Origin of the sequence: Bradyrhizobium sp. USDA 223 (assembly GCF_044909005.1) — a bacterium.
Taxonomy (GTDB): Bacteria; Pseudomonadota; Alphaproteobacteria; order Rhizobiales; family Xanthobacteraceae; genus Bradyrhizobium; species Bradyrhizobium yuanmingense.
Map to the genome: position 1 here is coordinate 2508584 of NZ_JBIYDR010000001.1, position 17524 is coordinate 2526107.

At 65.1% G+C, this 17524-nt stretch carries 17 protein-coding genes; 13 read left to right on the forward strand and 4 right to left on the reverse strand.

The window, feature by feature from the left end; all coding sequences use genetic code 11:
- Positions 1–35: 35 nt before the first annotated feature.
- From ABIA40_RS11515 to ABIA40_RS11525, 3 genes are all read left to right on the forward strand, one after another.
- Positions 36–227: a hypothetical protein gene (locus ABIA40_RS11515; protein ID WP_025036310.1), complete on the forward strand. Its 192-nt coding sequence runs from the start codon at positions 36–38 to the stop codon at positions 225–227.
- 224 nt (positions 228–451) lie between these two features.
- Complete coding sequence (locus ABIA40_RS11520; RefSeq protein WP_198399782.1) at positions 452–772, forward strand: DUF1476 domain-containing protein; 321 nt, start codon at positions 452–454, stop codon at positions 770–772.
- 106 nt (positions 773–878) lie between these two features.
- Complete coding sequence (locus ABIA40_RS11525) at positions 879–1169, forward strand: hypothetical protein (protein ID WP_404541087.1); 291 nt, start codon at positions 879–881, stop codon at positions 1167–1169.
- A 33-nt stretch (positions 1170–1202) separates the two neighbouring features.
- Here ABIA40_RS11525 and ABIA40_RS11530 read toward each other — a convergent pair whose 3' ends face one another.
- Positions 1203–1331 carry a hypothetical protein gene (locus ABIA40_RS11530; RefSeq protein WP_260347296.1) on the reverse strand — a complete coding sequence of 43 codons (129 nt, stop codon included), beginning with the start codon at positions 1329–1331 and terminating at the stop codon, positions 1203–1205.
- A gap of 796 nt (positions 1332–2127) precedes the next feature.
- On the opposite strand from ABIA40_RS11530, the gene ABIA40_RS11535 reads away from it, so the two are divergent.
- Positions 2128–3063 carry a septal ring lytic transglycosylase RlpA family protein gene (locus ABIA40_RS11535; protein ID WP_157284448.1) on the forward strand — a complete coding sequence of 312 codons (936 nt, stop codon included), beginning with the start codon at positions 2128–2130 and terminating at the stop codon, positions 3061–3063.
- Here ABIA40_RS11535 and ABIA40_RS11540 read toward each other — a convergent pair.
- A complete protein-coding gene (locus ABIA40_RS11540; RefSeq protein ID WP_404541089.1) occupies positions 3060–4013 on the reverse strand; it encodes an alpha/beta fold hydrolase in 954 nt (317 codons plus the stop codon). The genes ABIA40_RS11535 and ABIA40_RS11540 overlap by 4 nt on opposite strands.
- A gap of 154 nt (positions 4014–4167) precedes the next feature.
- On the opposite strand from ABIA40_RS11540, the gene ABIA40_RS11545 reads away from it, so the two are divergent.
- From ABIA40_RS11545 to ABIA40_RS11585, 9 genes are all read left to right on the forward strand, one after another.
- Positions 4168–5430 carry a D-alanyl-D-alanine carboxypeptidase family protein gene (locus ABIA40_RS11545; RefSeq protein ID WP_404541091.1) on the forward strand — a complete coding sequence of 421 codons (1263 nt, stop codon included), beginning with the start codon at positions 4168–4170 and terminating at the stop codon, positions 5428–5430.
- 2 nt (positions 5431–5432) lie between these two features.
- The gene (gene tmk / locus ABIA40_RS11550; protein WP_057029203.1) at positions 5433–6119 is read left to right on the forward strand and encodes a dTMP kinase; all 687 of its coding nucleotides are present in this window, start codon (positions 5433–5435) and stop codon (positions 6117–6119) included.
- A complete protein-coding gene (locus tag ABIA40_RS11555) occupies positions 6116–7162 on the forward strand; it encodes a DNA polymerase III subunit delta' (RefSeq protein ID WP_404541093.1) in 1047 nt (348 codons plus the stop codon). Before tmk ends, ABIA40_RS11555 begins: the two co-directional genes overlap by 4 nt.
- 109 nt (positions 7163–7271) lie before the next feature.
- A complete protein-coding gene (metG, locus tag ABIA40_RS11560) occupies positions 7272–9215 on the forward strand; it encodes a methionine--tRNA ligase (RefSeq protein ID WP_404541095.1) in 1944 nt (647 codons plus the stop codon).
- A 13-nt stretch (positions 9216–9228) separates the two neighbouring features.
- Positions 9229–10005 (forward strand): TatD family hydrolase, encoded by a 777-nt coding sequence (locus ABIA40_RS11565; protein WP_404541097.1) that lies wholly within the window; start codon positions 9229–9231, stop codon positions 10003–10005.
- Between the two features lie 13 nt (positions 10006–10018).
- Positions 10019–10816 (forward strand): MBL fold metallo-hydrolase, encoded by a 798-nt coding sequence (locus ABIA40_RS11570; RefSeq protein WP_404541098.1) that lies wholly within the window; start codon positions 10019–10021, stop codon positions 10814–10816.
- 160 nt (positions 10817–10976) lie between these two features.
- Positions 10977–11570, forward strand: coding sequence for a TRAP transporter small permease (locus ABIA40_RS11575; protein WP_035999231.1), 594 nt, complete (start codon positions 10977–10979; stop codon positions 11568–11570).
- Positions 11571–11572: 2 nt separating this feature from the next.
- Positions 11573–12886 (forward strand): TRAP transporter large permease, encoded by a 1314-nt coding sequence (locus tag ABIA40_RS11580; protein WP_404541100.1) that lies wholly within the window; start codon positions 11573–11575, stop codon positions 12884–12886.
- A 39-nt stretch (positions 12887–12925) separates the two neighbouring features.
- A complete protein-coding gene (locus ABIA40_RS11585) occupies positions 12926–13903 on the forward strand; it encodes a TRAP transporter substrate-binding protein (protein ID WP_404541101.1) in 978 nt (325 codons plus the stop codon).
- A 54-nt stretch (positions 13904–13957) separates the two neighbouring features.
- Here the strand turns inward: ABIA40_RS11585 and ABIA40_RS11590 are convergent, their stop codons facing one another.
- Together ABIA40_RS11590 and ABIA40_RS11595 are read right to left on the reverse strand one after the other, a co-directional pair.
- The gene (locus tag ABIA40_RS11590; RefSeq protein WP_404541103.1) at positions 13958–15607 is read right to left on the reverse strand and encodes an acyl-CoA synthetase; all 1650 of its coding nucleotides are present in this window, start codon (positions 15605–15607) and stop codon (positions 13958–13960) included.
- A 21-nt stretch (positions 15608–15628) separates the two neighbouring features.
- On the reverse strand, positions 15629–17518 hold the full coding sequence (locus ABIA40_RS11595) for a TRAP transporter large permease subunit (RefSeq protein WP_404541105.1): 1890 nt from the start codon (positions 17516–17518) through the stop codon (positions 15629–15631).
- Positions 17519–17524 lie beyond the last annotated feature (6 nt).

Sequence of the window (17524 nt, forward strand, 5' to 3'; positions counted from 1 at the left end):
GCGGAACTTTTCTCGCACCGCCGCGTTATCTCGCCATGACTGAAGACCTTTCCTTCCGACGCAAACCCCTGACCCCCGAACAGCGCCACGCCCGCGATGCGGCTCGCCGGGTGGAGGCCGAGAAGGCCATGCGCGACCACGAAGCGGCGCAGAAGGCGTTCTACGCCAACAAGGAACGGCTCAAGGCCGAGCGGCTGGCGCGCGAAGCGGCGGCGGCGAAGGGCTGAGCGAACGCGCTTAGCCGCGCAATTTCCAAAAAATCGCATCTGCTGGCGGCCTGCGTTTGATTGTCGGCCGCCAATGTCGCTTGGGTGTCTGCTTCCCATCGGCAGGCTTGACGGAGCTTCGCTTCCGGGAGGAAGCTTCTGATGATCCAAAACTGACCTGAACCACGGAGACGTTCGCTCCCGACAAGTCCGATCCTCATCAGCGACGCAGAATGGAGCTGACCATGACCACGTTCGACAAGCGCGAGCGGGGCTTTGAAGCCAAATTCGCCCACGACGAGGAATTGATGTTCAAGGCCACGGCGCGGTCCAACAAGCTGCTCGGGCTTTGGGCCGCGGGCCAGCTCGGGCTCAGTGGCGATGCCGCTGCAAGCTACGCGGCTGCGCTGGTGACGGACCATCTGGATAGCCGGACGATGGACGATGTGGTCGGCAAGGTGGCGGGCGATCTCGCAGGCAAGGGGATCGCGCGCGAGCAGGTCGCGCAGAGGCTTCAGGAATGTCTGCACCAGGCGCTGGCGCAGCTCGAAGCGGATCGGCAATGACACCCGCTGCCGCGTTCATTCGGCGCGCTTGCCGCCTTCCGCGGGCTGTGCCGTTTCGTGCTACCGTGCCAGCCGCCGGAGACGGCGGCGAGCGGGAGGTGGGGGCATGTCACGGGTCAGCTTTGGCAAATGGTCCGGCGCAATCGCATGCGCCGGCGCCATGCTGGTCGCTGCAGGTGGCGCCGAGGTCTCGGCGACGCCGCTGACGCCGTTTCGCTACGAGGCGCAGGCCCAGCGTCATTGCCCGCGCGACAAGGTGGTTTGGCTCGACTTCGGCAAGGGCGTTTATTACCGCAAGGGTCAAAAGCGCTACGGCCAGGGCTTCGACGGCAGCTTCGTCTGCCAGAACGAGGCCCGCGGCGGCTTCTACCGCCGCTCGCTGTTGGGCCTGCGCTGAGCGGCGGGTTTCGGCGGCTGGCGGACCCGCCGGCTATTTCGCTGACGGCAGCCTGACCGGCACATGCGGGGAGGTGCTGATGACCCGGGGGCTTCCATCCGGATAGGTGCGGTTGCCGCGGATCAGGGATTCCAAGACCAGGAAGAACTTCTCGGCAAGCATTTGCGTCACCCTCGTTGGTGATGGCCTCTTGCAATTGGTCGAGGCGCCGAACGCAATAATTCAATCAACTGAATGGGAGCGGGGACAGCCGGGCCTGCTGCGCCGCAATGGAGAGAACCCGTGTTGGACAGGAGGACGTGCGGTTCAGGCAAACGCCAACGCGACGAGACTCGAGCAGAGCAGCACCAAGCCGCCGGCGGTCAAGGCCAGGAAGCCATCGGATACGAGGTCATGATTACGCATGGGACACCTGCCGCTCTCGTGTTCGATGCGCGAGTGGATCGACCAAGACCGTCCGAACGCGCCGCTGTGAAAGAGGTGATGCTTGCCGTCCGCGCGAGTGCCTTCAGGCCCTCGTGCGGTAACCCTCGAACGCATGGGCCAGAAAGATCCCCGCGCTTACCAGACCCATCAGTGCCGAAACCGTCTCGATCATCGTTAAATTCCAAATCCTGCCCTCGCATCCGAGAGAACGCGGGCGGCCTTGCACAGTCAAAAGAATTTCGGTGAGCGCCGCGACAATGGGGGTGGAGTGAGGATTTGGCGCAACAGACTGTCCGGCACTGGCACAGTGCGGGGGCCATCGCCCCGTAGAACAACGGAAAAATGCGAACGTCTCGTTTACCATCCCGGCGTGATCGCCGTGGGCTCCCCATTTCCGCCGCGTTCGGGTTGCGTTATCGTTACCGCTTCCGAGACGGTGGTGGGCCGCCTCGGATGAGATGACTGACCGGACAGCGCTCCCCGTAGCCAAAGCGGGTTGGGTACGCCTCCGGCGAAGTGGTATTTGGGGCGCATGGGGATCCGTCGGTCAGATTCGGTTTTGCGAGCCGCGCGCGGTGTTGCGGCGGTCGCGACCTGCCTTGCGCTCGCCAATTGCGCCTCCTCGAACAAGTTCGCCAGCCGGGTCGATCCGAAATACGGCGTGTCCTCGAGCCCGCGGGTGGTGGCCTTTGGCGATCCGGTCCCGAAGGGCGGCGGCACCTACCGCGTCGGCAAGCCCTATGTCGTGGCGGGCCGGACTTACGTGCCGGAGGAGGACGTCAACTACCGAGCTGAGGGCATGGCCTCCTGGTACGGCGACAGTTTCCACGGCCGCCTGACCGCCAATGGCGAGGTGTTCGATATGACCTCGCTGACCGCCGCGCATCCGACCCTGCCGATGCCGTCTTATGCGCGGGTGACCAACGTCTCGAACGGCAAGTCGCTGATCGTCCGCGTCAATGACCGCGGGCCCTATCACGGCAACCGCCTCATCGATGTCTCGAACAAGGCCGCCGAACTCCTTGAATTCAAAGGGAACGGCGTTGCCAAGGTCCGGGTCGAATATGTCGGCCGGGCGCCGCTCGAAGGCTCCGACGACCGTCAGCTTCTGGCGACCCTGCGGACCGGCGTCCCGGCGCCGTCGCCCTCGATGGTCCGGGTCGCCTCGGCCAAGCCGTTTGTGCCGGAGCTGCCGTCCTCGACCCGCGGTGCCATTCGCGGCGAGGTCCCGATGCCGGAGGGGCGGCCGTACAATCTCGGCAGTACCTCGGCCGATATGGCTTCGCTCAATGCTACCTCGGAAATGTCGGCTTCGAGCCGCAGCCGGGGCCGGGCGCTCCAGAACACCCGCGCGGTGTCCTATGGCGAGGACGGCCGCTACGCGAGCGAGACTGCTCCCTCCGTCGGTTATGCCTCGGACGGCGCGGCCGAAGCCCGCAGCATCCTCAGCGGCCGCGGCCTGTACTAGCCCGCGCTCTCCTTCAGGAACGCCAGCAGCGCTGCATTCACCTCGTCGGGCCGCTCCTGCTGCACCCAATGGCCGGCGCCCTCGATGATCAGCTTGCGCTTCAGATTGGGCAGCACGCGCTCGAGCTCGTTGACCCGCTTGGCCCCGATCAGGCCGGTGATGACGGCGTCCTTCGAGCCTGCGATGAAGAGGGAAGGCTGGTGAATCTGCGCGTCCTGCCAGGGCGCGGTCAGCTCCCAATTGCGGTCGATGTTGCGATACCAGTTCAGCCCGCCGCGGAAGCCGGACTTGCGGAAGGCCTCGGTGAAATAGGCCAGGTCTGCCTCGCTGAGCCAGCCAGGCAGCGGCTCGTCAGCGCCGGCGTGGCCGAGAAAGCCCTTGCCCTCCTGCACGAACATGGCCGCGGTGGGATCGGCGAGGCCCCGCCCGCCGAGGACGATGCGCATGGTGCGTGCGACGTCACGCTCGAGCTCGGCCTCGGCGACGCCGGGCGTCTGGAAATACTGCCAGTAGAAGTTGGTGACGCCGCCCTGGCGCAGCAGGTCGAGCGGCTTGCCGCGGCCCCGGAACGGCGGCGGCACGCTCAGGCCCGCGACCGCCGTGAAGATGTCCGGCCGGAACAGCGCCGCGTGCCAGGCGACCGGTGCACCCCAATCATGGCCGACCACCATCGCCTTGGTCTCGCCGAGGGCCTGGACCAGGCCGACCACGTCGCCGACCGTGTCGAAGATCGAGTAGGCGTTCGCGTCGAGCGGCGCCGCGCTCTGGCCATAGCCGCGCATGTCGGGGGCGACGACGTGAAACCCGGCTTCGGCGAGCGGCAGGATCTGGTGGCGCCAGGAATAGGACAGCTCCGGCCAGCCATGGCACAGTACGACCAGCGGTCCCTGGCCGGCTTCGCGGACGAACAGCTCGATCCCGTTGGCCTTGATCATGCGGGTTGAGGGCATTCGCTTTTCCGCCTTGTTTCAGGGGTTTGGTCGAAAAATATGAGGCGTCACGATAGGGGCGCGGCGAGAATCGTGCAATCTCGGCGACAAGCGTCCAACCGCGTGTTGTTCGCATCTGTTCCAGCTGTTAGAACGCCTCTCTCAGGGCTTCGCCATGACACTTCGTCTTCCTTTGCTTCGTCGCAACCGGCTCACCGCCGGAACGCTGGCGCGCGGGCTGATCGCGACTGTTTTGGCGGCGGCTATCGGATGGGGCGGGGCGCTCCATGCGGCCAACCAGAGCGTCCAGGGCGGCAAGAAAGCGGAAGATGCCGGCTTCGACGGCGATGCCCGGACCGCGATCCTGATCGAAGCCTCCTCGGGCAGCGTGCTGTTCGAGAAGAACGCCGACGAGCTGCGCGCGCCTTCGAGCATGATGAAGCTGATGACCGCCGAGGTCGTCTTCAATGCCATCAAGAAGGGCGACATCAAGCTGAATGACGAGTATCGGATCAGCGAGAATGCCTGGCGCAGAGGCGGGGCCCCCTCGGGCGGCTCGACCATGTTCGCCGCCATCAACAGCAAGGTCTCGGTCGACGATCTCCTGCGCGGCGCGATCATCCAGAGCGGCAACGACGCCTGCATCGCGCTGGCCGAAGCCATGGCGGGCAATGAGCGGATCTTTGCCGCCGACTTCATGACCAAGCGCGCCCGCGAGCTTGGCATGACCAGGTCGACCTTCGCCAATTCCAGCGGTCTGCCCGATCCCGGCAACAAGATGACGGTGCGCGAGCTCGGCATGCTTGCCCGGCACATCATCCTGGACTTCCCCGAATTCTACAAACTGTTCGGCGAGAAGGAGTTCACCTGGAACAAGATCCGCCAGCAAAACCGCAATCCGCTGCTCAATTCGATGGAAGGCGCTGACGGCCTGAAGACCGGCTACACCAAGGAAGGCGGCTACGGCATGGTCGGCTCCGCCGTGCAGAACGGCACGCGGCTGATCGTCGTCGTCAACGGACTTGACGATCCAGAGGACCGCGCCACGGAAGCCAAGAAGATGCTGGAATGGGGTTTTCGCAATTTCGAGACCCGCACCCTGATCGCAGCCGAGCAGCCCGTCGGCTACGCCAAGGTGTTCGGCGGCGAGAGCCGGTCGGTCAAGCTCATCGCCAAGACCCCTGTGAAGGTGATGGTGCACAAGAACGGCAGCGACAAGCTGATTGCGCGCATCGTCTATAGTGGCCCGGTGCGCGCGCCGATCGAGGCCGGCCAGCGGGTCGGCGTGGTCAGGGTCTGGCGCAGCGGCAACATCGCGGTCGAGACGCCGGTCTATGCCGCGGAGGCGATCGGCACCGGCTCGACCATGCGCCGCGCGATCGACGGCGCCAGCGAGCTCGTGATCGGCATGTTCCGCGCAGGCGCCGAGAAGCTCTGATCATGAGTGAGAGCGCTGCACAGCGACCGTCCGGACGGGGACGCTTCATCACCTTTGAAGGCGGCGAGGGCACGGGCAAGTCGACCCAGATCAAGAAGCTCGCCGACCGCCTCAAGGCGGCAAAGCTGCGCATCCGCGTGACGCGGGAGCCGGGCGGCTCGCCGGGCGCTGAAATCATGCGTCATCTGGTGCTGTCGGGCATGGGCAAGCTGCTCGGCCCCGAGGCCGAGACGCTGCTGTTTGCCGCCGCGCGCGATGACCATGTCCGCACGGTGATCCAGCCGGCGCTGAGCCAGGGCGTCTGGGTGCTGTGCGACCGCTTCGCGGACTCGACGCGGGCGTATCAGGGCAGCCTCGGCCAGGTGCCCGATGGTCTGATCAACGCGATGCAAAGGGTGACGATCGGCGACCTCAAGCCGGACCTCACCATCATCCTCGATTTGCCGGTCGAGATCGGCCTGCAACGTGCCGCCGCGCGCCGCGGCAGCGGCACGCCCGACAGGTTCGAGGCCGAGAAGCTCAGCTTCCACCAGGGCCTCCGCGAAGCCTATCGCAAGATCGCGGCGGAGGATCCCGCGCGCTGCGTGCTGATCGACGCCAATTCCGATCCGGACACGGTCGCCGCGCGCATCTGGACGGCGCTGCGCGAGCGCCTGCTGCCAACGCCTGCGTCAGTGGTGTCGGTATGAGCCCGCGTCAGGCCGAGCGCGAAACCGCCATACCGCATCCGCGCGAGACGTCGCAGTTGTTCGGCCATCGCGAGGCGGAGGCCGCGCTGCTTGATGCCTATCGCAGCGGACGCATTCCGCATGCCTGGCTGATCGGCGGGCCACAGGGGATCGGCAAGGCGACGCTGGCCTATCGCATGGCGCGCTTCGTGCTCACCCATGCGCAGCCGCTGGCGCCGGCCGTGCAGCGCGCCGAAAGCCTTGCGATCGATCACGACGACGCCGTGGCGCGGCAGGTGGCGGCCGGCTCGCATGGCGGCCTGCTGACGCTCGAGCGCACCGCCAACGAGCGCGGCGTGATGCGCACCGTGATCACCGTGGACGAGACGCGCGAGACGATCGGTTTTTTCGGCTCGACCGCTGCGGCCGAAGGCTGGCGCGTCTGCATCGTCGACACCGTCGACGAGCTCAATCCGAACGCGGCCAACGCGCTTCTGAAGATTCTCGAGGAGCCGCCGCAACAATCGCTGTTCCTGCTGGTGAGCCACGCACCCGCGCGGGTGCTCGCCACGATCCAGTCGCGCTGCCGCAAGCTGCGCCTGCGGCCGCTCGCCACGAACGATGTGATCGGCGCCGCCGCTTCGGCGGCTGAGCTCGATCCGAACGATGCCGCGCTGCGCGAGGCGGCCGAGGCCTCCGAGGGCAGCGTCGCACGGACGCTGACGTTGCTCGGTGGCGAGGCCCTGAAGCTTCAGCAGCGCACGGCGGCGCTGCTCGCGCGCCTGCCGCAGGTCGATCCGCGCGAATTGCACGCGCTCGGCGATTCGCTCGGCACAAGCGACCGCGTGGCGCTTGCGGCCTTCATCGACGGCATCGACCGCTGGATTGCGGAGCGCCTGCATGCGGATGAGGCCAATGCCAACCAGAACCTGCCGCGCCTTGCGCGGCTAGCTGAGGTATGGGAAAAGATCGTCCGCGCCGCGCGCGACACCGAAACCTACAATCTGGAGCGAAAGCCCTTGGTTTTCTCGGTGTTCGGCTGGCTGGCGGACGCAACGCGCTAAAGCATGATCCGGAAAAGTGCGCAGCGGTTTTCCGAAAAGATCATGCGCAAAACAATAACGGAACGCCGAGCCGTTTCCAAAATTCGAGAAGCCGGTAAAGGAATTCGTGGTGGCAACGCGAGCTAAGAAATCCGTCAAACGCAAGAGCGGCAAGAAGGCTGCGAAGAAGGCCGTCAAGAAAGCGGCGAAAAAGGCCAAGGCGCGCGCGGCCAAAGCTGCCAAGAAGGTCAAGAAGACCAAGAAGGCTGCCGTCAAGAAGAGCGTGAAGAAGGGCGCCGCAAAGAAGGCCGCAAAGAAGCAGGTCGTCGCCAGGAAGGCGGTGAAGCAGGCTGCCACAAAGCCGGCCAAGGCTCCGGCGAAGAAGGCCGCGAAAAAGGCGGTTGCGCCTGCCGTGACCGCCGCACCGGCTCCCGTCGCGCCTGTGAAGCCAAAGGCGCCGAAGTCCAAGGCCCCGCGCGCGCCGAAGCCCGTCGCTTCTCCGCAAGCTGCCGCGCCTGCGGTGGCCGCCCCGCGCGACAACGTGTTCTACATCACGACCGCGATCGCCTATCCCAACGGCAGCCCGCATATCGGTCATGCCTATGAGGCGATCGCGACCGACGCGCTGGCGCGCTTTGCGCGGCTCGACGGCAAGGATGTGTTCTTTTTGACCGGCACCGACGAGCACGGACAGAAGATGATTCAGACGGCGGCGAGCGAAGGCATGTCCACCGCTGCGCTCGCGACGCGCAATGCCGGCCGCTTCAAGGAGATGGACGAGCGCCTAGACGTGTCGTTCGACCGCTTCATCCGCACCACCGAGGAGCAGCATCACCGCTCCAGCCAGGAGATCTGGCGCCGCATGGAAGCGAATGGCGACATCTACGCCGACACCTATTCGGGCTGGTACTCGGTCCGTGACGAGGCCTATTACGCCGAGGACGAGACGCGCGTGAACGATGACGGCGTGCGCTTGGGGCCGCAGGGCACGCCTGTGGAATGGGTGGAGGAGAAGAGCTATTTCTTCCGCTTGTCGGCGTATCAGGACAAGCTGCTCAAGCTCTATGCGGATCAGCCAGACTTCATCGGGCCGGATTCCCGCAAGAACGAGGTCGTGAGCTTCGTCAAGGGCGGCCTGCGCGATCTCTCGATCTCGCGCACCACGTTCGATTGGGGCGTGAAGGTGCCCGGCGACGAAGAGCACGTGATGTATGTCTGGGTCGATGCGCTGACCAACTACATCACCGGCGTCGGTTTCCCCGATGAGAGCGACAGGAATTGGCGCTATTGGCCGGCCGACGTGCACGTCATCGGCAAGGACATCATCCGCTTCCATGCGGTGTATTGGCCGGCCTTCCTTTTGTCGGCGGGCATCCCGCTGCCGAAGCGGGTCTATGCCCATGGCTTCCTGTTCAACAGGGGCGAGAAGATGTCGAAGTCGGTCGGCAACACTGTAGATCCCTTCAACCTCGCCGACCAGTACGGCGTCGACCAGTTGCGCTACTTCTTCCTGCGCGAGGTGCCGTTCGGCCAGGACGGCAATTACAACCACGAGGCGATCGTCGCGCGCATCAACGCCGATCTCGCCAACGATCTCGGCAATCTCGCGCAGCGCTCGCTGTCGATGATCGCAAAACAGCTCGGCGGCGTGCTGCCCGAGCCCGGCGAGTTCAGCGACAACGACAAGGCGATCCTGGCGATGGCCGACGGCATGATCGCGGCCTCGCGTGAAGCCATGGCGACGCAGCAGATTCATCAATGGCTCAACGCCGTCTGGGCCGTGGTCGCGGAGGCCAACCGCTATTTTGCGGGTGAAGCGCCGTGGGCGCTCGCCAAGACGGACCCGGCCAGGCAGAAGACGGTGCTCTACGTCACCGCCGAAGTCGTGCGCCAGATCGCGATCCTGGCTCAGCCCGCGATGCCGACCGCCTCCGGCAAGCTGCTCGACAGCCTCGGCATCCCCGAAGCCGAGCGCAATTTTGACATGCTCGGCGGCGCGAAGCGCATCGCGCCCGGTTCGACGCTGCCGGCGCCGATGCCGGCGTTCCCGCGCTACGTCGAGCCGGCGGCCTGAAGGCGTTCGCACGATGCTGGTCGACAGTCATTGCCATCTGGATTTTTCGGACTTTGCGGAAGATCTCGACGGGATCGTGTCGCGGGCGCGAGCCGCCGGTATCGCCCGCATGGTCACGATCTCGACGCGGGTCCGCCGGCTGCAGGACCTGCTCGCCATCGCGGAGCGCTATGACGACGTCTATTGCTCGGTCGGCACCCATCCGCATCATGCGGACGAGGAGGACGGCATCGCGCCGGACGAGCTGATTGGGCTGACCCAGCATCCCAAGGTCGTCGCGCTCGGCGAGGCCGGGCTCGATTATTTCTACGACAACGGCTCGCCGGTGGCGCAGGCGAGGGGCTTTCGCGCCCACATCGCCGCCGCCCGCACCACCGGCCTGCCGCTGGTGATCCATACCCGCGAGGCCGACGAGGACTGCGCGCGCATCCTGGAAGAGGAGGCCGCAAAGGGATCGTTTCGCGCCGTGCTCCATTGTTACACGGGCGGGCGCGAGCTGGCACTGAAGGCGGTGTCGCTCGGGCTCTATATCGGCTTCACGGGAATCCTGACCTTCAAGAAATCGGAGGCCTTACGCGCGATCGCAGCCGAACTGCCGCCCGATCGTATCCTGGTTGAAACAGACTCGCCCTATCTTGCGCCCGGCAAATTTCGGGGCAAGCGCAACGAGCCGGCCTACGTGGTCGAGGTCGCAAAAGTGCTCGCCGAGACGCGCGGCGTGTCCCTTGACGAGATCTCGCGTCAGACCAGCGAAAACTTCTTCCGCCTGTTCTCGAAGGTGAAAGCTTGAGACTGGGAGCCACATGACGCTGACGCTGACGATCCTGGGCTGCGGCTCCTCCGCCGGCGTGCCGCGCCCGGCGCTCGGCTGGGGCGCCTGCGATCCCAGCAATCCCAAGAACCGCCGTCGCCGCTGCTCGCTGCTGGTCGAACGGACGTCCGAGCACGGCACGACACGCATCGTGATCGACACCTCGCCGGACCTGCGCGAACAATTGCTCTCGACCAATGTCGATCACATCGACGCGGTGTTCCTGACCCACGAGCATGCCGACCAGACCCACGGCATGGATGATCTGCGCTCGGTCGTCATGCACATGCGCCGGCGCATTCCGACCTATTTCAACCAGTCGACCGCCAAGGACATCCTGTCGCGGTTCTCCTATTGCTTCATCTCGCCCGAGGGCAGCGATTATCCGCCGATCCTGACGCGGCATTCGATCGAGGCGGGAGAAAGCCAGACCATTCTGGGGAAGGGCGGCGCGGTGACGATGACCGCCTTTCTGGTGCAGCACGGCAACATTCCCGCCCTCGGTTACCGCATCGGGGATGCGGCCTATACGCCAGACCTCAACGACATCCCGCGCGAGAGCTGGGGGGCGCTGGAAGATCTCGATCTCTGGATCGTCGACGGCCTGCGCTACACCAGCCATGTCAGTCATTTCAGCATCAACGATGCGCTGTCCTGGATCGAGCGATTCAAGCCGAAGCGTGCGGTCATCACCAACATGACCGCCGACGTCGATTACGAGGTCATCCGGCAGTCGCTGCCCCCTGGCGTGGTGCCAGCCTATGATGGGCTGCGGCTGGAGACGCCCTAAACCCGCGGTGGAAATTCTGCGGCAGCCGGCATAGACCTTGCTTGCGTCGGCCCCATCATGTTGATCTAACGTCTGAAAGACAGGCGCTGGGCAGGGCGATACTCAAAACGGAACCGGCACAACCCAGTGCAATCGGTCGGTCGAATCGCCGCGTGTGAGGATGGGGATTGCGTTGGCAGAGGACGATGTAGCGACTCAAGGACCGGTGCGACGCGCTCTGGACCTCCTTTATCTCGGCGCGGGCTATGCCGCGGGCGTCTTCCTGGTCGCGATCTTCGCAATCATGATGGTGATGTCGGTCGGGCGCCAGTTTGCGCTCAACATTCCCGCCGGCGATGATTTTGCGTCCTGGTGCATGGCGGCGATGGCGTTCCTTGGTCTCGCTCACACCTTCAAGCGCGGAGAGATGATCCGTGTCGGCCTCCTGCTGGAACGTCTGCACGGGCGGACCAAGCAGATCGCGGAGGTCGTGGCGCTCGGCATTGCCGCCGCCTTCATCCTCTACTTCACCCGTCATGCGGTGCAGATGACCTACGATTCCTGGCGCTTCAACGACGTGGCGCAGGGCGTCGTGGCGCTCCCGCTCTGGATTCCCCAGCTCGGCTTTGCCGGCGGCCTCGTGATCCTCTCGATCGCGCTGATCGACGAGATGGTCAACGTCATCGGCGGCAACCGTCCGAGCTACGAGAAGGGCTCGCCCGACGAGACTCCGGAAGAGTTCGTTGAGCGCATCTCGCAGGGCGGTGGAGGCTGACCATGGCCAATCTCGGCATGATCGAGCTGTCGTTCGTCCTGCTCGGCGTCATGATCCTGCTGCTAGGAAGCGGCGTCTGGATCGCGGTCTCGCTGGGACTGGTCGGCTTCGTGGCGATGGCGCTCACCACGAGCCTGCCGCTCGGCACCGTACTTGCGACCACCACCTGGAGCGCGAGCTCATCGTGGACGCTGGCGGCGCTACCGTTGTTCATCTGGATGGGAGAGATTCTCTTCCGTACCAAATTGTCGGAGGAAATGTTCCGCGGCCTGTCGCCCTGGGTGCAGTGGCTGCCTGGCCGCCTGACACATGTGAACGTGATCGGCTGCGGCATTTTCGCGGCGGTATCGGGCTCGTCGGCGGCGACCTGCGCGACGATCGGCAAGATCGCGCTGCCGGAGCTCGACAAGCGCGGCTACGACAAGGGCCTGAGCCTCGGATCGCTGGCGGGCTCGGGCACGCTCGGCCTGCTGATCCCGCCGTCGATTCCGATGGTGGTCTATGCCGTCACGGCGAACGTCTCCGTGCTTCAAGTGTTTCTCGGCGGCTTCCTGCCGGGATTGCTCGTGATCGCGCTCTATTCCGGCTACATCATCATCTGGTCGCTGCTCAATCCCAACAAGGTCCCGCCGCGCGATCCGCCGATGCCGTTTCGACAGAAGTTGCGGGAGTCAGCCAAGCTCGCGCCCTGTCTGCTGCTGATCCTGGCGGTGTTCCTGTCGCTCGTTCTCGGCTTTGCGACGGCGACGGAGTGCGCGGCCTGGGGCGTTTCCGGCGCGTTGCTGCTGGCGTGGTGGAGCGGCACGCTCACGCGCAAGAACTTCCTCGAGAGCATCATGAGCGCGACGCGCCTGACTTGCATGATCATGCTGATCCTGGCAGGCGCGGCCTACACCACGGCTGCGATGGCCTATACGGGCATTCCGGCCGCGCTCGCCACCTGGGTCCAGGGGCAGCACCTCACGCCGAGCATGCTGGCGCTGTATCTGAGCATCATGTACATCATCCTGGGTTGCCTGATCGACGGCATCTCGATGATCGTTCTGACGGCGGTGATCGTGCTGCCCATGGTCAGACAGGCCGGCCTCGACCTGGTCTGGTTCGGCGTCTATCTGATCATCCATGTCGAGATGGCACAGATCACGCCGCCGGTCGGGTTCAACCTGTTCGTGCTCCAGAACATGAGCGGCCGCGATACGTTCACGGTCGCGCGGGCGGCATTCCCGTTCTTCGTGCTGTTGCTCGCTGCGGTGTTCATCATCACGGAGTATCCGCAGATCGTGTTGTTCCTGCCGAAGCTCGCTTTCCCAGACTGAGCGTACCCGTTCTCTAGATCGACTGTGAGGAGAAGCCCGATGATGTCTCGTTTATTCCACGCATCCTTGATTGCCGGCGTTGTGCTGGCCGCGACACCTGCCTTGGCTCAGAGCAAATGGAATCTGCCGGCAGCGTATCCTGCGGACAATCCGCACTCCGAAAACCTGGTGGCGTTCGCCAAGGACGTCGAAGCCGCCACCTCGGGCAAGCTCCTGATCACGGTTCATCCGGGCGCCTCGCTGTTCAAGGCGCCCGACATCAAGCGCGCCGTGGTGACCGGGCAGGCGCAGATGGGTGAGGTGCTGCTGTCGATCCACGAGAACGAAGACCCGATCTTCGGCGTCGACGTCGTGCCGTTCCTCGCGACCAGCTTCCCCGAGGCGGCGAAGCTGTATCAGGCCTCCAAGCCTGCGATCGCCAAGAAGCTCGACGCGCAAGGTCTCAAGCTGCTGTTCGTGGTGCCGTGGGCACCGCAGGGCGTCTACGTCAACAAGCCGCTGGCCACGATCGAGGACATGAAGGGTCTGAAGTGGCGCGCCTACAATGTCGGGACCGCGCGGATCGGCGAACTGGTCGGCGCGCAATCGGTCACGATCCAGGCCGCGGAACTGCCACAGGCGTTGGCGACCGGCGTGGTGAACTCTTTCATGTCGTCGGGCGGCACCGGCTACGATTCGAAGGCGTGGGAGTCGCTCAAATACTTCTATGACGTGCAGGCCTGGATTCCGAAGAACTACACCTTCGTCAACAAGGCTGCGTTCGAGGCGCTCGACAAGCCGACCCAGGAAGCCATCCTGAAGGCCGCCGCCACCGCGGAGACGCGCGGCTGGAAGGCTTGGGAAGAGAAGGCCAATTGGTACCTCGGTCAGCTGAAGGCCAAAGGCATGACTGTCGAGCCGCCGAGCCCGGCACTGAAGGCCGGCTTCCAGAAGATCGGCGACCAGCTCACGGCCGACTGGCTCAAGAAGGCCGGCGCCGACGGTCAGGCGGTGCTCGACGCCTACAAGAAGATGTGAGGATGAGAGAGCTTCCGCCCGCCGCAGGCGGGCGGAAGCTTCTTTGGCCGCTGGTCAGGCCGAGATCGCCTTCACTGAGCCGACTTCGTTGCGCAGCAGGAACTTTTGGATCTTGCCCGTGGACGTCTTCGGGATCGGCCCGAACACGACCGCCTTCGGCGTCTTGAAGCCGGACATCTGGCTGCGGCAGAAGGCGATGATATCCGCCTCGCTGGCACTGGCGCCCTCTTTCAGTTCGACGAAGGCGCAGGGCACTTCACCCCATTTCGCATCGGGCTTTGCCACCACGGCCGCGAACAGCACGGCCGGGTGCTTGTATAGGATGTCCTCGACCTCGACCGAGGAAATGTTCTCGCCGCCGGAGATGATGATGTCCTTGGAGCGGTCCTTGATGATGACGTAGCCGTGCTCGTCGAGCACGCCGAGATCGCCGGTATGAAACCAGCCGCCTTCGAAAGCTTCCTTCGTCGCGTTCTCGTTCTTCAGGTAGCCTTTCATCACGATGTTGCCGCGGAACATAACCTCGCCGATGGTCTCGCCGTCGCGCGGCACCTGCTGCATCGTTTGCGGGTTGATCACGGTGACGGCTTCCTGGAGCGGGTAGGGCACGCCCTGCCGGCGCTTCATGCGCGCGCGCTCGGCGGCGGGCAGGTCATCCCAGCCCGGCTGCTCGGCGCAGACCGAGGCGGGGCCGTAGACCTCGGTCAGGCCATAGACATGTGTCAGCTTGATGCCGATGCTTTCGGCGCCTTCCAGCACCGCGACCGGCGGCGCGGCGCCGGCGATCAGGCCGATGACGCGGCGGGCCGCATCGCCCTTTGGTGCATCGGGCGCGTTGATCAGCGTGTTGTAGACGATCGGCGCGCCGCACATATGGGTGACGCCGTGGCTCTTGATCAGCTCGAAGATCCTGGTCGGCTCGACCTTGCGCAGGCAGACATTGATGCCGGCGGCCGCCGCAATGGTCCAGGGAAAGCACCAGCCGTTGCAGTGGAACATCGGCAGCGTCCAGAGATAGACCGGATGCTGGCCGAGATTGCCGGCGAGGATGTTGCTGACGGCGTTCAGATAGGCGCCGCGATGATGGGTGACGACGCCCTTGGGATTGCCCGTCGTGCCCGAGGTGTAGCTCAGCGCAATCGCGTCCCATTCATCGCTCGGCGTGATCGGCGCGAAGCCTGGATCGCCTTCGGCGACGGCTGCCTCGTATTCGATCTCGCCGATGCGCGTGCCGCCCTTGAACGATGCATCGTCGACGTCGACCACCAGCGGCTTGGGGCCGGTCATCTGCGCCAGGGCCGCAGTGATGACGCCTGAAAACTCTGGATCGACCAGGATGATTTTCGCGCCGCCATGATCGAGCTGGAACGCGATCGAAGGCGCATCGAGACGGATGTTGAGCGCGTTGAGCACGGCGCCGGTCATGGGCACCGCGAAGTGCGCCTCGTTCATCGCGGGAATGTTGGGCAGCATCGCCGCGACGGTGTCGCCGAGGCCGATGCCCTTGCTCGAAAGCCAGGAGGCAAAGCGCTTGCAGCGCTCATAGGTCTGCGCCCAGGTGAAGCTGCGGCCTTCATAGACCGTGCTGACGTGATCGGGATAGACCGCGGCGCTGCGCGCGAGGAAGCTCAGCGGGCTCAGCGGGACATAATTGGCTTGCGTCTTGTCGAGGCCGATATTGTACGGATTCTGTCGCTCACTCATCGACACCCTCCTTAAACCGCATCAAAGAAATCCGATCGAAATCCAGGGGAAGATCGCGACGATGATCAATCCCACCAGCAGCGCCAGCAGATAGCCCCAGATCGGCCTGATGCCTTCGACCGGATCGACGCGCCCGATGGCGCAGGCGGCATAATAACCGACGCCGAAGGGCGGGGCGAATAGCCCGATACCCATGGCGAGAATGATCACCATGGCGTAGTGCACCTCGTGCACGCCGACGGCGCGGGCGATCGGAAACAGCAGCGGTCCGAACAGCACGATCGCCGGGATGCCCTCCAGCACGCTGCCGAGAACGACGAAGGCCAGGATCGATACGGCGATGAAGGTCGCAGCGCCGCCCGGCAATCCCGTCATGGCCGCAGCCAGCGAGCGCGAGAAGCCGGATTGGGTCAGGCCCCAGGCCATGCCGGTCGCCGTGCCGATGATCAGGAGGATCGCACCCGACAGCGCGGCGGTCTCGACCAGCATCGGAAACAGCCGCCGCCAGTCGAAGCGGCGGTAGATCAGGAGGCCGACGAGGGCGCCATAGACGATGCCGATGGTGGAGACTTCGGTGGCGGTCGCGATGCCCTCGACCACGGCATAGCGGATCACGAAGGGCAGCGCGAGCGCGGGCAGGGCGACGACGAAGGTCTTGCCGATGTCGGATGCCGTCGAGCGGCGGACGTGGCTCATGTCCTCGTGGCGGTAGCGCCACCACACCAGCATGCAGAGCGTGACGGCGAGCACGACGCCGGGCAGGAGGCCGCCGGTGAAGAGGGCGGCGATCGAGACGCCCGTGACCGAGCCGATTGTGATCAGCACGAGGCTGGGCGGGATGGTCTCGGTCTGGGCTCCGGTGGCCGCAAGCAGCGCGACGAGATCGCCGGGCTTGGCGCCGCGCTCTTTCATCTCCGGGAACAGCACGGGCGCGACCGCCGCCATGTCGGCCGCCTTGGCCCCGGAGATGCCGGAGACGAGGTACATGGCGCCGACCAGCACGTAATGCAGGCCGCCCCTGATATGGCCAAGCAGGCTTGCCAGGAACGCCACCATGGCCCGCGCCATGCCGGTCATCTCGATCAGCAACCCTAAGAACACGAACAACGGCACGGAAAGCAGGATGAGGTGGCTCATGCCCTCGTCCATCCGTCCGACCAGCACCATGACCGGCGTGCGCGTGGTCAGCGCGAGATAGCCGTAGATCGCAAGACCAAAGCCGAACGCAATGGGAACCCCGGCAAACACGCAGAAGCCGGCGACGCCGACGAAGAAGATGATGAGGTTGAGATTGCCGAGCGGCCGCAGCAATGGCTCGGCCAGCCAGAACAGGCCGATCACGACCGCAACCGAGAGCACGGCAGCCGCAACCATTCGGTGGTCGGCGGCGCGCACGAGCCGCAGCAGGGCAAAGGCCGCCATCAGGCCAATGCCGGCCGGCAGCGCGGCGGCGCGCCACATATTGGAGATCTGCAGCGCCGGCGTCGTGATGTAGCTTTCTTCATAGGCGTAGTCGCAGGCCGGCCAGACGATCAGGATCAGGAACGCCAGGGCCGCGGAGGTCGCGACCAGATCGAGATAGGCCCGCATAGCCGGCCTGGCGCTCGCGACGATCGCCGTCATGCGCATGTGCTCGGAGCGGCGGAACGCAACCGCCGCGCCCAACATGGCGAGCCACAGGAACAGGATCGAGGCGAGCTCGTCCGACCAGATCAGCGGCCGGTGCAGGCCATAGCGTGCGACCACGCCGGCAAACAGGATCACGATCTCGGCGACCACCAGGAGCGCCGTCGGGATTTCGACCATGAGGCCGAGCACGCGCTCGACGGAGGCCAGCAGCGAAGGTCGGCGAGGGGACTGCAACGTCACCTCGCCCACCACTTCGGTCACCTCGATCTCGACGTGAGCCATCCTGAT

What these genes read in the sequence shown, in the direction of transcription:
- ABIA40_RS11515 (WP_025036310.1), top strand. Translation starts at nt 36, where the DNA reads ATGACTGAAGACCTTTCCTTCCGACGCAAACCCCTGACCCCCGAACAG.
- ABIA40_RS11520 (WP_198399782.1), top strand. Translation starts at nt 452, where the DNA reads ATGACCACGTTCGACAAGCGCGAGCGGGGCTTTGAAGCCAAATTCGCC.
- ABIA40_RS11525 (WP_404541087.1), top strand. Translation starts at nt 879, where the DNA reads ATGTCACGGGTCAGCTTTGGCAAATGGTCCGGCGCAATCGCATGCGCC.
- ABIA40_RS11530 (WP_260347296.1), bottom strand. Translation starts at nt 1,331, where the DNA reads ATGCTTGCCGAGAAGTTCTTCCTGGTCTTGGAATCCCTGATCCGCGGC.
- ABIA40_RS11535 (WP_157284448.1), top strand. Translation starts at nt 2,128, where the DNA reads ATGGGGATCCGTCGGTCAGATTCGGTTTTGCGAGCCGCGCGCGGTGTT.
- ABIA40_RS11540 (WP_404541089.1), bottom strand. Translation starts at nt 4,013, where the DNA reads ATGCCCTCAACCCGCATGATCAAGGCCAACGGGATCGAGCTGTTCGTC.
- ABIA40_RS11545 (WP_404541091.1), top strand. Translation starts at nt 4,168, where the DNA reads ATGACACTTCGTCTTCCTTTGCTTCGTCGCAACCGGCTCACCGCCGGA.
- tmk (WP_057029203.1), top strand. Translation starts at nt 5,433, where the DNA reads ATGAGTGAGAGCGCTGCACAGCGACCGTCCGGACGGGGACGCTTCATC.
- ABIA40_RS11555 (WP_404541093.1), top strand. Translation starts at nt 6,116, where the DNA reads ATGAGCCCGCGTCAGGCCGAGCGCGAAACCGCCATACCGCATCCGCGC.
- ABIA40_RS11565 (WP_404541097.1), top strand. Translation starts at nt 9,229, where the DNA reads ATGCTGGTCGACAGTCATTGCCATCTGGATTTTTCGGACTTTGCGGAA.
- ABIA40_RS11570 (WP_404541098.1), top strand. Translation starts at nt 10,019, where the DNA reads ATGACGCTGACGCTGACGATCCTGGGCTGCGGCTCCTCCGCCGGCGTG.
- ABIA40_RS11575 (WP_035999231.1), top strand. Translation starts at nt 10,977, where the DNA reads ATGGGGATTGCGTTGGCAGAGGACGATGTAGCGACTCAAGGACCGGTG.
- ABIA40_RS11580 (WP_404541100.1), top strand. Translation starts at nt 11,573, where the DNA reads ATGGCCAATCTCGGCATGATCGAGCTGTCGTTCGTCCTGCTCGGCGTC.
- ABIA40_RS11585 (WP_404541101.1), top strand. Translation starts at nt 12,926, where the DNA reads ATGATGTCTCGTTTATTCCACGCATCCTTGATTGCCGGCGTTGTGCTG.
- ABIA40_RS11590 (WP_404541103.1), bottom strand. Translation starts at nt 15,607, where the DNA reads ATGAGTGAGCGACAGAATCCGTACAATATCGGCCTCGACAAGACGCAA.
- ABIA40_RS11595 (WP_404541105.1), bottom strand. Translation starts at nt 17,518, where the DNA reads ATGGCTCACGTCGAGATCGAGGTGACCGAAGTGGTGGGCGAGGTGACG.